This window comes from Actinocrinis sp., assembly GCF_035938995.1.
In the GTDB taxonomy this organism is placed as follows: Bacteria; Actinomycetota; Actinomycetes; order Streptomycetales; family Catenulisporaceae; genus DASZGI01.
Map to the genome: position 1 here is coordinate 1 of NZ_DASZGI010000286.1, position 14,126 is coordinate 14,126.

Genomic DNA, 14,126 nt, shown 5'->3' on the forward strand with positions numbered 1-14,126 from the left:
CTTGGTTCAGGTTCGGGTTGAGCTTCAGGTGCAGGCTTCCCGGGCTGCTTTCACCCCGTGGTGGCCTGCTCTTGCGCCTAGAGGAGCAGCTTGAAGCCAGCCCAGTCGCCGCCGGCCGGCCACATGAGGCTGCCGCCGGTCAGGGTGCCGTTGCCGATGCCCTGGTACAGCTTCAGGTTGTTGTTGGCGTCGATGCCTGCGATGTCGGTGATGTTGTCGCTGTTGAAGTCGCCGGCGAGGATGCGCTTGAAGCCGCCCCAGTCGCCGCCCTTGGGCCACACGTACCAGCTGGTGCCGTCGAGTTGGCCCGTGCCGTTTCCGTGGTAGGCCTTGAGGTCGTTGTTGGCGTCGATGCCCGCGATGTCGGTGATGCCGTCGCCGCGGAAGTCGCCCGCGACGATCTGCTTGAAGCCGGCCCAGTCGCCGCCCTTGGGCCACATGTAGCCGCCGTCGGACAGGTGGCCGTGGCCGTCGTTGGTGTACAGGTGCAGGTCGTTGTTGGCGTCGATGCCGGCGATGTCGGTGATCCCGTTGCCGCGGAAGTCGCCGGCGACGATCTCCTTGAAACCGGCCCACAGGCCGCCGGCGGGCCACATCAGCCCGGCCGGGGTCAGGTGGCCGTGGCCATCGCCGGCGTACAGCGAGAGGTTGTTGTTGGCGTCGATGCCGGCGATGTCGGTGTTGCCGTCGCCGTTGAAGTCACCGGCCACCAGCTGCTTGAAGCCCTTCCACAGGCCGCCCGGCTGCAGCAGGTTCGCGCCGCCGGTCACGTGGCCCTGGCCGTCGCCCGCGTAGTACATCAGGTTGTTGTTGGCGTCGATGCCGGCCACGTCGGTCAGCAGGTCGCTGTTGAAGTCGACGGTCTGCACCGCCGTCGCGCAGTTGTGATCCGAGTTGGACCACAGGCCCTGCACCGCGAACGAGCCGGTGGACAGATTCAGGTCCGTCGCGTGTCCGGTGAGTTGTGTGGGCCCGGCGGGCATCCAGGCGCAGAGGTCACCGATCTCCTCCTGGCCCACGGGCGTCCCGGACTGGTCGTACATCTGGGCCAGCCAGCCGCCGCTGGTGAGGTCGGCCGCACCGGGAGCGCTGTTCGGGAACGGGTCGGTCTGGGTTTCCGCGTACTCGTGCCCGCCGACGATGCTCACGCCGTCGAGGTTGCCCGCGGACCCGCCGTTCACGAAGTCCTGACCGCAGATCCCGTTCTGTGCGTCCGGCAGGTATGGCATCAGGGTGAACGCGATGTCGCCGGAGGGCGAGGTGATCGCGCCGCCGCCGTCCATCGACGGGTCGCCGGTGTAGTCATGCCAGGCGCAGAACGTGTTGGTGCTGCCGGTCGGGTCCCAGCCGTCGGGGTGGGTCCCGGTCGGGAAGGTGACGATGTACTGCGCGTTCGCGTTCGACGCGGCCGTGGTGTTGCCGAAGTGCGCCGCCGCGGCGGCGGCCTCCTGGGCGATCTGGTTCGCGGTGAGGCTGTCGGCGACCGCGGTCGAGTTGTCGTACCAGACGCCGGCCAGCACGCCCCCGGACGCGGCCGCGACGTGCTGCGCGCTCACCGGGCAGGCGAACGCGCCGGTGGCGACGCCCTGGCAGTACTGGGTGGCGACGTTCGACCACTTCTCGCTGTTGGAGCCGAGCCCCCGGAAGAAGTCCTGCTGCGCCTTAGCCATGCCTGCGGTGTCGCCGCTGAAGAGCGTGTCGCCGCCGGACGTGCTGGCGGTCCCCCACTGGCTGCCGAGGTAGACGATGTACACCTTCGGCGCCGACGTCTGCACGCCCTCGCCGTCGGTGCCGCTGTTGTAGTGGAGCTTGCCGTCGAAGTAGTAGGTGGGGCCCGCCGCGGTGACCGCCTTCTTGGCGGCCGTCGTCGCGTTGAGCGAGGGAACGACGCCGTGCCGGTAGGCGTGTCCGGCGGTCGCAGCCTTGACGGCGGCCAGGTTGGCCGCGTACTGCGCGTTCTGGGCGGCCTTGCCGCTCGAGCCCGAAGCGGCGTTCGCGGAACTGGCCGTGACGGCGACCGAACTGGCCACCGCCACCCCAACGGCCAGGGCGGTCGCCGCCCTCTTGAGGCTTGGTTGATGCACTTTTTCACTCCGTGATTGGAGAAGTACAGGCGCGGAAGAGGTCGCGGGCACGACGAGCCCCCGTGGGGAAGCAGAGCCCGGCACCCCATCCGATCCCATGGTTGAGGCCGTACTTGAATGTGATCCACCTATCACCGCGACCGCGGTGATGCGACGAATCCCGGAAGCCCCGTTCCTTCAGCACGATGCGGCGAAGGAAGACTGAACCCCCCGACATACCCCCACATACATAGATGACGACCCTCAAGTAGCAGCCGGGCGAAATATTAACAGGGTGACTGAGCGGTGGGCTAGACCTGTTTCAGCACCGTGACGAAGTTATCTCGAGTGCAGGTCAGGTTAGGTGCGCGTGGCCGGGACACGCCGGATGTGCCCCAATTGGGGCAGTACGAACGTGCGTTCGGTCGGCGTGGCCGTGTGGGCGGGCTATCAGAGCTCGAACTGTCTATTGCCGCGGTACCAGTGGCCGTCGGCGAGCAGGTGGGGGTCCCCTGTCGTGGACTTCTCCCGGAGCTGAGCTGAACGGATGGATCAATCGCTGTCATGGGAGAGGGTAGGGAAGGGGGCGGTGCGAGAACGGAACTGGGGAGCGGGAGCGGGAATCGAGAATCAGGGCATGTCAGGACGCGCGCGACGTCGTGACCTCGGCGATCCGCCGCTCTAGGAAGCCGCGTTCGGCGGTGCCTAAGGTGCGCTCGAGCGCCGCTTCGTACGCCGCTGCCGCCTCGTCGTAGCGGCCGAGTCGGCGTAGGAGGTCGGCTTTCGTCGCGGGCAGATACCGATATCCGGCGAGGCGGCCGTCCTGCTCGAGCTTCGTGATCTCGTCGAGTGCTGCTTGTGGGCCTTCGGCCATCGAGAGCGCGGCGGCGCGGTTGAGTTCGACGACCGGCGAGGGCCACACGTGCAGGAGCACATCGTAGAGCTGGACGATCTGTCGCCAGTCGGTCGCGTCGTAGCTTGGCGCCTCGCTGTGCAGGGCCGCGATCGCGGCCTGGATCGCGTACCTCCCCGGCCGGTCGCTACGCAGCGCCTCGGCCACCAGTGCGGTCCCCTCGGCTATGGCGGTCTTGTCCCAGCGGCCGCGGTCCTGGTCGGCGAGCAAGACGAGTCGGCCAGTCTGGTCGACGCGGGTTTCCCTGCGGGAGTCGGTGAGCAGGAGCAGCGCGAGCAGGCCCCGTGCTTCGGGCTCGTCCGGCATGAGCGCGGTCAGCATTCGGGCCAGGTCGATCGCTCGTTCCGCCAGATCCGGGCGCGTCAGGTCCGCTGCGCCTTCGGGATCAGTGTGCGCGGTGGTGTAGAGCAGGTGCACGGCGGCGAGGACGGCACCGAGCCGGTCCGGCAGCTCGGCCGCTTCGGGCACCCGGTACGGGATGCGGGCCGCGGCGATCTTCTTCTTTGCCCTTGTCACGCGTGCGGCCATGGTGGCCTCGGAAACCAGGAAGGCGTCGGCGATCTGGCGGGTCGTCAGGCCGCAGACGAGCCGGAGGGTGAGCGCGAGCTGCGCTTCGATGCCGAGCGCGGGATGGCAGCAGGTGAACACCAGGCGCAGCCGGTCGTCCGGGATGTCCTCCGGCGCGAGCGCGGGATCGGTGAGTCCGTCCATGTCGTCTGCTTCGTCGCGCGGCACGAGGAGCGGGAGTTTGTCGCGCAGGGTCCGCTCCCGCCGCCGCGCGTCGAGGGCCCGGCGGCGGGCGGCCGTGGTGAGCCACGCGCCCGGGCTGGTCGGTACGCCCTGCCGCTCCCAGGCGTCGAGCGCGGAGATGTACGCGTCCTGAACACACTCCTCGGCCAGGTCGAGGTCCCCGGCGACGCGCGCCGTCGCGGCGAGCACGAGGGCCCACTCGCGACGGTGCGCGTCGCCGACCGCGGATCGCGCGTCAGCCCCCGTACCGCCGTCCGGCGCGCTGCGGCCGGGAGCCTCGTCAGGCAGCGGCATCCGCGTTGACGTCCCAGACCGGACGCACCTCGACCCCGCCGTCCAGCACCGGGCAGAGCTTCGCCACGGCCAGCGCGTGGTCCAGGTCCCGCGCCTCGATCAGGTAGTAGCCGCCGAGCGCCTCCTTGGTCTCGACGAACGGGCCGTCGGTCACCACGTCGCCGCGCACGGACGTGGCGGTGTTGGTCGGCTGGAGCGCGTTGCTGCCGAGGATCTTCGCGCCCATCCCGGCGAGCTGCTCCTGGAACCGGCCGTGCTGCGCCAGCATCTCGCCCATCTTCGCTTCGGGTGCGGTGGCCCAGGAGGCCTCGTTGTCGTACAGCAGGATCAGGTACTGAGCCATGGCGGTGTCCTTTCACCTTCGGTCGGCTCCGACACCCCTACGACGGACAGCATCCTCCGAAATCGACAGCGGCTCATGCCCGTCGTCGGCGCCGGCTCAGGCCGTTCTCTAGCGGTAAGGGGCACGATACGGAATAACCTATTTCTGGTTAGCGCTGCTAATGAGGTAGGCTAACGTTCGCTGCATCATTCCGATGATCGATTGAAGGGGGCGGCCCTTGAGCGCGCGAAGCGCCTTCGATTCCACTTTCCGATCCCTCAGCGTCCGCAACTATCGGCTCTTCGCCGGCGGACAAGTCGTTTCCAACACCGGCACCTGGATGCAGCGCATCGCCCAGGACTGGCTGGTATTGGCGCTGACCCACAGCGGGACCGCGCTCGGCGTGGTGACAGCGCTCCAGTTCCTGCCGATCCTGTTGCTCTCCGTCTGGGGCGGCTCTCTGGCCGACCGGTACCGCAAACGAACGATCCTCATGGCCACCCAGTCCACGATGGGCGTGCTGGCCGGCGTGCTCGGGGTACTGACCGTCAGCGGACTCATCGCCACTTGGCAGATCTACCTGTTCGCGCTGGCCCTCGGTGTCGTCGCGGCCATGGACACCCCGGCCCGGCAGTCCTTCGTGGTCGAGATGGTCGGCCCGGAGCACCTGCAGAACGCGGTCTCGCTCAACTCCGCGAACTTCAACCTCGGCCGGGTCGTCGGCCCGGCGGTGGCCGGCCTGATGATCGGCCTGTTTAGGTCTGAGGTCATTGGTTCTGGGTGGGTTTTTCTGATCAACGCCGTCTCGTACGCGGCGGTGGTCGGCGGCCTCATCGCCATCCGGACGGACGAGCTGGCGCCGGCGCCGGTCGCGTCCCGGGCGCGCGGCCAGCAACTCGAAGGCTTCCGCTACCTGCGCACCCGACCGGACCTGCTCGCGGTGCTGTCCGTGGTCCTGGTCTTCGGCACGCTCGGGCTGAACTTCCCGGTCGTGCTGCCGCTGTTCACCACCCGGGTGTTCCACGCCGGGGCCTCGGCGTACGGGCTGCTCTCGGCGGTCATGGCGGTGGGCTCGCTGGCCGGGGCGCTGCTGGCGGCCCGGCGCGGGACGGCGCGGATTCGCGTGGTTCTGGCGGGAGCGCTGGGCTTCGGCGTGTTGGAGGCCGTCTCTGCCGCGATGCCGGACTTCTACACGTTCGGGTTCACGCTCATGCTCACCGGCATGGCTGGCTTGACCATTGCCACGACGGCGAACTCGGTCATGCAGACGACCGTCGAGCCGGCCCTGCGCGGACGGGTGATGGGCGTCTACTTCCTGGTCTTCATGGGGGGCACGCCGATCGGCTCGCCGCTGGTCGGCTGGCTCGCCGGACAGGTCGGCGTACGCTGGACCCTGGCGCTGTGCGGAGTGTCGACCGCGCTCGGCGCGGTGGCCGCGGCGTACGTGCTGGCCTGGCGCACGGACCGCAGAATATTGGCCAGCGTGACGAGCCGTCCGCACCTCGCAGTGGTCCCGCGTACCGCATGATGGGCGGGACGGCGTCGTCGCGGTGACGGCGCCACGGACCGGAGGACCCGATGCGGTTGTTCGTCGCGGTGATCCCGCCGCGCCCCGTCGTGCTGGAACTGCGCGCCGCGCTGACCACCCTCCCGCACGGCGACCCGCAACTGCGCTGGTGCCGCCCGGAGAGCTGGCATGTGACCCTCGCCTTCTTCGGCGAGGTGGCCGAGCCGGCGCTGGAAGACCTCAAGGACCGGCTCGGCCGGGCCGCGGGGCGCAACACCCCGATGGAGTTGTCGCTGGCGGGCGGCGGACATTTCACCGGGAAGGCGCTGTGGACCGGAGTGCAGGGCGACCGTGACCGGCTGGGCCGACTGGCCGAGTCGGTGGCCGGCGTCGCACGCCGCTGCCACATCAAGGTTGACGACCGGCCCTTCCGCCCCCATCTGACGCTGGCCCATGTGCGTGACTCGGCCGGTCCGGTCGACCTGCAGCCTTACGTCGAGCGGATGGCCGGGTTCCGCACGCCGCGCTGGCTCGTCGGCGAGATCGACCTGTTCGAGAGCGTCGACGACCCGCTCAAGCGCTACAACCGGATCGGTCGCTGGGCACTGACCGGCCGATAAGCCAGATCTGACGAACAGACCAGGTACCGCCGAACGGATGAATCCGTCGGCGGTACCTAGACTTGTCAGGTGGACCCGCGCATCAGAACCAGAGTCGTGACGGCCGCGTTCTTGGCCCTGCTCGCGCTGGTCGTCGTCGGCTCGATTCTGCGGTAGCCGCGCTAGGCCGTTAGAGCCGTTCGACCACGTAGTCCACGCAGGCGGTCAGCGCCTCGACGTCGGCCGGCTCGACCGCCGGGAACATCGCGATGCGCAGCTGGTTGCGGCCGAGCTTGCGGTACGACTCGGTGTCCACGATCCCGTTCGCCCGCAGCGCCTTCGACACCGCGACCGCGTCGATCGAGTCGGCCAGGTCGATCGTGCCGACCACCTGCGAGCGCTGCTCGGGAACGGTGACGTACGGGGTCGTGTAGTCGGTCTTCTCGGCCCAGCCGTACAGCCGGGCGGAGGAGTCGGCGGTGCGCGCCACGGCCCAGTCCAGGCCGCCGTTGCCGTTCAGCCAGTCCAGCTGCTCGGCGAACAGGAACAGAGTCGCGATCGCCGGGGTGTTGTAGGTCTGGTCCTTCGACGAGTTGTCGATCGCGGTCGGCAGGTCGAAGAAGGTCGGCACGTAGCGGCCGGAGCCGGAGATCTCCTCGACCCGGGCCAGCGCGGCCGGCGAGAACACCCCGACCCACAGGCCGCCGTCGGAGGCGAAGTTCTTCTGCGGGGCGAAGTAGTAGACGTCGGACTCGCGCACGTCCACCGGCAGGCCGCCGGCCGCCGAGGTGGCGTCCACGAGCACCAGCGCGTCGTCGGCGGCCCCGGCTGGCCGGACGATCGGCATGGCCACGCCGGTCGAGGTCTCGTTGTGGGTGAGCGCGTAGACGTCCACGTCGTCGGCGGCGACCGACAGCGGATGGGAGCCCGGCTCGGACTTGACGACCTGCGGCTCGGCCAGCCACGGGGCGGACTTGGCGGCCCCGGCGAACTTCGAGGAGAACTCGCCGAAGGAGAGGTGCTGGGACTTGTTCCGGATCAGCCCGAACGCGGCGATGTCCCAGAACGCGGTGGTGCCGCCGTTGCCGAGCACGACCTGGTAGCCCTCGGGCAGCGAGAAGAGCTGCGCCACGCCCTCGCGCACCCGCCTGACCTGGTTCTTCACCGGTGCCTGGCGGTGCGAGGTGCCCAGCAGCGTCGAACCCTGGGCGGCCAGCGCGGCGACCGCCTCCGGCCGCACCTTGGACGGGCCGCAGCCGAACCGGCCGTCGGCGGGCTTGAGTTCTTCGGGGATCTGGATGTGCGACACGGTGCGTGCCTCCGGCGAGGTGTGGGGAACCGCCGACACGGCCGCGCCGACGGGGGGAGATTCCCGACCCGGGCGTCGTCGTCCGAGACTGTGACGCAGAGGTTACCGGATCGACCGATTCCTGGGACCGGTCGTTCGCCTGGTGGGCGTGGCCGTGACACAGGACGGCGCACGAGACGCCGGTGCCCGGCCGCGCGGGGCGGCCGGGCACCAGTAGAGGCTCCGATCGATTGCGCGGGGGTTTCACCCGATTGCGCGAATCGCACGGTGTCGGTCGTTCATGTCGACCGTTCAGCGTCGGTCGATCAGTATCGACCGTTCAGTGGACGATCATCGTGTCGTAGCCATCGATGTCGTGCACCTTGCGCTGCGGCGGGCCGATGTAGCGGGCTGCGGGGCGGACCAGCCGCCCGGTGCGCTTCTGCTCCAGGACGTGCGCGGACCAGCCGGCGGTGCGGGCGCAGGTGAACATCGAGGTGAACATGTTGGCCGGCACCTCGGCGAAGTCCAGCACGATCGCGGCCCAGAACTCGACGTTGGTCTCGAGCACCCGGTCCGGCCGGCGGGCGCGCAGCTCCTCGAGCGCGGCCTCCTCCAGCGCCTTGGCGATCTCGTAGCGCGGCGCGCCGAGCTCCCGGGCGGTGCGGCGCAGCACGCGGGCGCGCGGGTCCTCGGCCCGGTACACCCGGTGGCCGAAGCCCATCAGCCGGTCGCCGCGGTCCAGCAGATCCTGGACGTACTTCTTGGCGTCGCCGGTCCGCTCGATCTCCTCGATCATGTGCAGCACCCGGGACGGGGCGCCGCCGTGCAGCGGGCCGGACATGGCGCCGACCGCGCCGGACAGCGCCGCCGCGACGTCCGCCCCGGTCGAGGCGATCACCCGGGCGGTGAAGGTTGAGGCGTTCATGCCGTGCTCGGCCGCCGAGGTCCAGTAGGCGTCGATGGCCTGCACGTGCTTCGGGTCCGGCTCGCCGCGCCAGCGGATCATGAACCGCTCGACGATGGTCTGCGCCTTGTCGATCTCCCGCTGCGGCACCATCGGCTTGTCTATTCCGCGGGCCGACTGGGCGACGAACGACAGCGCCATGACCGCGGCGCGGGCCAGATCCTCGCGGGCCTGGGTGTCGGTGATGTCGTGCAGCGGCTTGAGGCCCCACACCGGAGCGAGCATGGCCAGCGCGGACTGCACGTCGACCCGGATGTCGCCGGAGTGGATCGGGATCGGGAAGGGCTCGGCCGGCGGCAGCCCCGGGTTGAACCGACCGTCCACGAGCAGGCCCCAGACGTTCCCATAGGTCACATGCCCGACCAGGTCCTCAATGTCGACGCCGCGGTACCGGAGGGCGCCGCCGTCCTTGTCAGGTTCGGCGATCTCCGTCTCGAAGGCGATGACGCCCTCGAGACCGGGTACGAAGTCGGGCACGGGCATCTGTTGCTCCCTTGCGGTACGGCATTCCTTCGTGGGGGGTAGTCCGCCCGGAGCGGTCTTTGCCGGGCGGGCCGCGCAGGGGAGCGGCGGTGAGCGCTCCCTTGCACTCTGTGTTTTTCGTGCGTTGAACGGGTGGTCCATCTTGGAGGTTCCCGCCAAGAGGGCCCGGCTACCAATATTGGACCGCTACAACTTAGGAACGGAAATCGGCGGAACGCCAGGTGGCCGGGGCAATGGTATAGACCATAGCTCGACGCCGGAAGGTCCGGCCGCCCCGGATGAGCGCGCCCGTATCCACAGGGTGCCCGAGCACAGGTGGTGACCTGCGGAAATGGACCAGCGAGAGCTTGCCCGACTGCGCCGGGAATACTCCGATCGGGGCCTCGGGGTGACCGACCTCACAGCAGACCCGCTGGAGCAGTTCACCCGCTGGTTCGACGAGATCGCCGCCGCTGTCCCAAAATCGGACACTTCGTGGTTCGAAGCGAACGCGGTGGTGCTCTCGACCGCCGACGAAGGCGGCCGCCCCTCGTCCCGCACCGTGCTGCTTAAGGGTTATGGCGCGGAAGGCTTCACGATCTTCACCAACTACACGTCGCGGAAAGGGCGGGAGCTGGCCGCCAATCCGTCGGCGAGCCTGCTTTTCCCCTGGTATCCGCTTGAACGCCAGGTCATCGTCTCGGGCACCGCGTCGCGCCTGGCGGAAAGCGCCAGCGACGCCTATTTCGCGAGCCGTCCGCGCGGCGCCCGGCTGGGCGCCTGGGCCAGCGAGCAGTCCGCTGCCATCGCCGAACCGGAGCCGGGCCGGGCCTGGCTGGAGGAGCGCTACCGGGAGTTCGACCGCCGCTTCCCCGGCGAGGTGCCGCGCCCGCCGCACTGGGGCGGCATCGTGATCGCGCCCGAGACCGTCGAGTTCTGGCAGGGGCGGGTCAGCCGCCTGCACGACCGCCTCGTCTACGTGCGGGACGGGGAGAAGTGGCGGATCGACCGCCTCAGCCCCTGACCAGCTGTCGGCGCACGCCCTTAGCCTGGCTGGTCGGGATGGCTTCGCGGTCGGCGCAGCGTAAAGCATGCGTCACAATTGACTCGGGGAAGCAGCCGCGAGCCGAGGGGGACCGCCGTGCGGCCGACCTCGGCGACGCCGCCGCCGTACCCGAAACCATCTACCGCCGGAGCCGACGAGCGTGAGCGATCTGATCGACACCACGGAGATGTATCTGCGGACCATCTTCGAACTCGAGGAAGAGGGGATCGTCCCGCTGCGCGCCCGCATCGCCGAGCGGCTGGGGCAGAGCGGGCCGACAGTGAGCCAGACCGTGGCCCGGATGGCGCGCGACGGCCTGCTGACGGTCGAGGGGGACCGGCACCTTCAGCTCACCCAATCCGGGCGGGTGCACGCGACCCGGGTGATGCGCAAGCACCGGCTGGCCGAGCGGCTGCTCGTGGACGTGCTGGGCCTGGAGTGGGACGAGGTCCACGAGGAGGCGTGCCGCTGGGAGCACGTGATGAGCGAGACCGTCGAGCGGCGGGTGCTCGCGCTGCTGGACAACCCGACGGTGTCGCCGTACGGGAACCCGATCCCGGGCCTGGAGGAACTCGACGCGACCCTGCACGCCGAGGAGTTCAAGGAGGGCGGGCTGGTCTCGCTGCGCGACTTCGCGGACGGTCTGGACGACGGCGAGCACGCGGTGGTCACGGTGCGGCGGATCGGCGAGCCGGTGCAGACGGACGCCGACGTCATGCACCGGCTGCGCCGGGTCGGGCTGCGGCCGGGCGCCGCGCTCCAGGTCGCCTCGGCGGCCGGCGGGGTGACGATCTCCTCGGGCGGTGAGGCCACCGAGCTGGAGCCGGACCTGGCCGCGCACGTGTTCGTGGAAAAGCGCTGAACCGCTGAAGTACTGAGTCGCTAGTACTGAATCACTGCAGTCATTGCTCGGTCGGCGTCGCGGCTCGATCGACGCTTCGGCGGTGTTTGTTCGGCAGTGTTTGATAGTGGCCCGACGTTGACCGGGCCTTGAGGGCGGTTGTAGATCGCGCATCGGGGAGAAATACGTTCCGCGCCGCGCGATCTTTCGCCGCCGCCCCGGTCAACGTCGGGCCACGTGGATGCCGCAGGCGTAGGCGAGCGGCGCCAGAAGCTCTTCCACGTCTGGCATCCAGCGGTTCGCTTCACCGGGCGGACGCACCCACTGCACATGGCCGCCGGGCGTCCGGGAAGGCGGCGCCACAACGAAATCCCCGGTGCCGCGGCAGGCCAGGTCGAGCTTCGTGCGGCCCCAGCCGAGGGCGCTGAGCAGCTTGACGGTCTTGACCCGGCAGTTCGGCAGCACGAAGAAGTACATGCGGCGCTCAGGCGTCGCGGCCACCGGGCCGACGGTCGCCCCGGCCCGCTCCATCCGGGCCAGGCCGAGACAGCCGGCCGCCTCGGGGACGTCGAGCACGTCGAAGGTCCGGCCGGTCGGCAGCAGGATCGAGGCCTGCGGACTGGCGTTCCACCATTCGTGCGCCCGGCTCGGCTGACCGCTGGCGCGTTTCTGCCAGTCGCGGTGCGCGGGATGCGCGCCCGGCGACGGGCAGCCGGAGTCCCCGCAGGAACAGGCCCAGCGCCCTTCCATACGCAGCGTCTCGGTGCCGAGCGCGATCTCCCAGTGCTGGTCTTCGATATATTCGAGGGCTGCTGTAAGCAGGCTGAACGGGCCTGAGGGTGAAGGCGCTGGTTGTGCGGGGATCGCCGGGGACGTCTGGGTCTGAGCAGCCCGGGGTGGCGCCTTGGTGGCGCGGGCCGTAGTCACAGGGGTTTCCACAACCGCGTCAACTGCACGCCAACTGTCCGGGTTACGGGTGTATTCATTGGACTTGTACCCCAGCGCACCGTCCGAATCACGGGTCACTGTGTGAACCGAACAAAGACGAGCCAGTTACTTAGGGCTACCGCTTGTTCGCAATCGACGCTAATCTTCGCGACATATGCGCAGTTGGACGTGAGAGCACTGCACAAATCGAGGGAGGGGAGTCCCCGATGGCTGTACGCACCGCCGCCGCGCGGCAGCCCAACCAGAGGCTTGCCGCCCTGATCCACGAAGCCGCCTGCTCCAACGCGGGGCTGGCCCGGAGAGTCAACATGGTCGGCGCGGAGCACGGCCTCGACCTGCGCTACGACAAGACGTCGGTCGCCCGCTGGCTGCGCGGACAGCAGCCGCGCGGCATGGCTCCGACCCTGATCGCCGAGGCGCTGGGCCGCAAGCTCGGCCGGCCGGTCACCGTCGAGGAGATCGGCATGGCGGACGGCCGCAACGGCTCGTCCAGCGTCGGTCTGCATTTCGCCCCGAGCGCCGCGGCGGCCATCGAAGAGGCCACCGAATTGTGGCGGGCCGATGTAAGTCACCGGGAATTCCTCCTTGGGTCCTCCTTCGCGGTCGCCGCCCTCATCGCGCCCAGCCGCGACTGGCTCATCACCCCGCCCGACGCCGAGGTCGCCCGCCCGCTGTCGCTCGCCGGGCGCGGTCCGCGCGTCGGGCCCGCCGACGTCTACGCGATCCGGGCCGCCACCAAAGCGTTCCGCGAGCTCGACCACCAGTTCGGGTCCGGATATGTGCGTTCGATCGTCGTGCACTACCTCGACGAGGTGGTCGGCGAGATGCTGACCGGCGCCTACCCCGAGCGCACCGGCCGCGCGCTGTTCTGCGCCGCCGCGCAGCTGACCGAACTCGCCGGGTACATGGCCGTGGACACTGGGCGCCACGGGCTGGCCCAGCGCTACTACATCCAGGCGCTGCGCCTCTCGCAGGCGGCCGGCGACCGCGCTTACGGCGGTTACGTGCTGGCCGCGGGAATGAGCCACCTGGCCGGACAGCTCGGCTCGCCCCGCGAGATCACGCAGCTCGCCCGCGCCGCCCAGGAAGGCGCCCGGGACCAGGCCACGGCGACCGCGCGGGCGATGTTCCACGCCGCGGAGGCGCGCGGGCACGCGGTGCTCGGCGACGCAAGGGCCTGCGAGGCGGCGCTCGCCAAGGCCGCGGCGGAGATGGAGAAGTCCGAGCCGGCGCAGGACCCCGAGTGGATCCAGCACTTCACTCCGGCGTATCTGATGGACGAGTTCGCGCACTGCTACCGCGACCTGGACCGGCCGCGGCAGGCGAAGGACCACGCCGAGCGCGCGCTGGCCGGGCACGCGGAGCGGCACGTGCGCCGCCGCGCCGTGGACACGGTGCTGGTCGCCACCGCGTACGCGCAGGAGCGCGAGGTCGAGGCGGCCTGCGCGGCGGGCACGGCGGCGATCGACCTGCTCGCCCAGCTGCGCTCGCACCGCGGCGTCGAGTACCTGCACGACCTGGACCGTCGGCTGGACCCGTACCGCGAGACCATCGCGGTGCGCGGCTTCCGGGAGCGGCTCGGTCGGCTGGCGGTGCGGCAGGCGGCGGCCGCCGCAGCGTGAACGGGCGCTGAGCACGACGGAAACGTCGACGGCCGCGCGGACCCGCATTCGGGCGGCCAGAGCTCGGGCGTGTTCAAGAAGGAGCGTCGGATGAGCCCGCGACGTCCGACGCGTGCGATTCGCAAGGCGGCGGAGTCCCTCATATCGGGAAACTGTGAACCATAGGTGCCTGACGGCACCGGGGGTGCTTCACGCCCAGGCGCGCCCGAATCGCGGTTCCATTTCGGGGCGAATGCGGCGATTCCGGCGGTCCGACCTTGCCGGGGCGCACCGGGTTTGGTTGGCTGATGCTTCATCGGTTCACCAGCCGGGAACCCGGGGCGGCGCCGGTGTGGAACGATGTTGCCGCCGCGCCCGCTGTGAACCCGTGTCGTCTGTGAGGATTCGCGCCATGTCCCAGTCGCCGGAGACGCCCGTCACCGGGTGGCCCGAGCAGCCGCCCGAGCCCGCGCCGTACCCCGCCGCGGAGTGGACCGGTCCGGCGGGTGAGGCCTCGACCATGCCT

11 protein-coding genes are annotated in these 14,126 nt (G+C 69.9%); 5 read left to right on the forward strand and 6 right to left on the reverse strand.

All coding sequences use genetic code 11. The annotated features are described in order from the left end of the window. Positions 1-77: 77 nt before the first annotated feature. From VGZ32_RS19920 to VGZ32_RS19930, 3 genes are all read right to left on the reverse strand, one after another. On the reverse strand, positions 78-2,084 hold the full coding sequence (locus tag VGZ32_RS19920) for a VCBS repeat-containing protein (protein WP_326887613.1): 2,007 nt from the start codon (positions 2,082-2,084) through the stop codon (positions 78-80). 619 nt (positions 2,085-2,703) lie between these two features. Further along, complete coding sequence (locus tag VGZ32_RS19925; RefSeq protein WP_349263674.1) at positions 2,704-3,915, reverse strand: RNA polymerase sigma factor; 1,212 nt, start codon at positions 3,913-3,915, stop codon at positions 2,704-2,706. A 91-nt stretch (positions 3,916-4,006) separates the two neighbouring features. Next, positions 4,007-4,363, reverse strand: a complete 357-nt coding sequence (locus VGZ32_RS19930) for a YciI family protein (protein ID WP_326887615.1) — start codon at positions 4,361-4,363, stop codon at positions 4,007-4,009. A gap of 217 nt (positions 4,364-4,580) precedes the next feature. Here VGZ32_RS19930 and VGZ32_RS19935 point away from each other — a divergent pair, with 217 nt between their 5' ends. Together VGZ32_RS19935 and thpR are read left to right on the forward strand one after the other, a co-directional pair. After that, on the forward strand, positions 4,581-5,870 hold the full coding sequence (locus tag VGZ32_RS19935) for an MFS transporter (protein ID WP_326887616.1): 1,290 nt from the start codon (positions 4,581-4,583) through the stop codon (positions 5,868-5,870). A 50-nt stretch (positions 5,871-5,920) separates the two neighbouring features. Beyond that, entirely contained in the window at positions 5,921-6,469 is a 549-nt protein-coding gene (gene thpR, locus VGZ32_RS19940) for an RNA 2',3'-cyclic phosphodiesterase (RefSeq protein ID WP_326887617.1), read from the forward strand. Between the two features lie 169 nt (positions 6,470-6,638). Here the strand turns inward: thpR and serC are convergent, their stop codons facing one another. Both serC and VGZ32_RS19950 read right to left on the reverse strand, forming a co-directional pair. Beyond that, positions 6,639-7,757 (reverse strand): phosphoserine transaminase, encoded by a 1,119-nt coding sequence (gene serC, locus VGZ32_RS19945; RefSeq protein ID WP_349263675.1) that lies wholly within the window; start codon positions 7,755-7,757, stop codon positions 6,639-6,641. A 319-nt stretch (positions 7,758-8,076) separates the two neighbouring features. Next, positions 8,077-9,180 carry a citrate synthase 2 gene (locus tag VGZ32_RS19950; RefSeq protein WP_349263676.1) on the reverse strand — a complete coding sequence of 368 codons (1,104 nt, stop codon included), beginning with the start codon at positions 9,178-9,180 and terminating at the stop codon, positions 8,077-8,079. A 337-nt stretch (positions 9,181-9,517) separates the two neighbouring features. Here VGZ32_RS19950 and pdxH point away from each other — a divergent pair, with 337 nt between their 5' ends. Further along, positions 9,518-10,189 carry a pyridoxamine 5'-phosphate oxidase gene (gene pdxH, locus VGZ32_RS19955; RefSeq protein ID WP_326887620.1) on the forward strand — a complete coding sequence of 224 codons (672 nt, stop codon included), beginning with the start codon at positions 9,518-9,520 and terminating at the stop codon, positions 10,187-10,189. 181 nt (positions 10,190-10,370) lie between these two features. Continuing rightward, positions 10,371-11,072: a metal-dependent transcriptional regulator gene (locus VGZ32_RS19960; RefSeq protein WP_326887621.1), complete on the forward strand. Its 702-nt coding sequence runs from the start codon at positions 10,371-10,373 to the stop codon at positions 11,070-11,072. A 201-nt stretch (positions 11,073-11,273) separates the two neighbouring features. On the opposite strand, the gene VGZ32_RS19965 is transcribed toward VGZ32_RS19960, so the two are convergent. Next, entirely contained in the window at positions 11,274-11,978 is a 705-nt protein-coding gene (locus VGZ32_RS19965) for a bifunctional DNA primase/polymerase (protein ID WP_326887622.1), read from the reverse strand. 227 nt (positions 11,979-12,205) lie between these two features. On the opposite strand from VGZ32_RS19965, the gene VGZ32_RS19970 reads away from it, so the two are divergent. Further along, a complete protein-coding gene (locus VGZ32_RS19970) occupies positions 12,206-13,621 on the forward strand; it encodes a transcriptional regulator (protein ID WP_326887623.1) in 1,416 nt (471 codons plus the stop codon). The last annotated feature ends 505 nt before the right edge of the window (positions 13,622-14,126 follow it).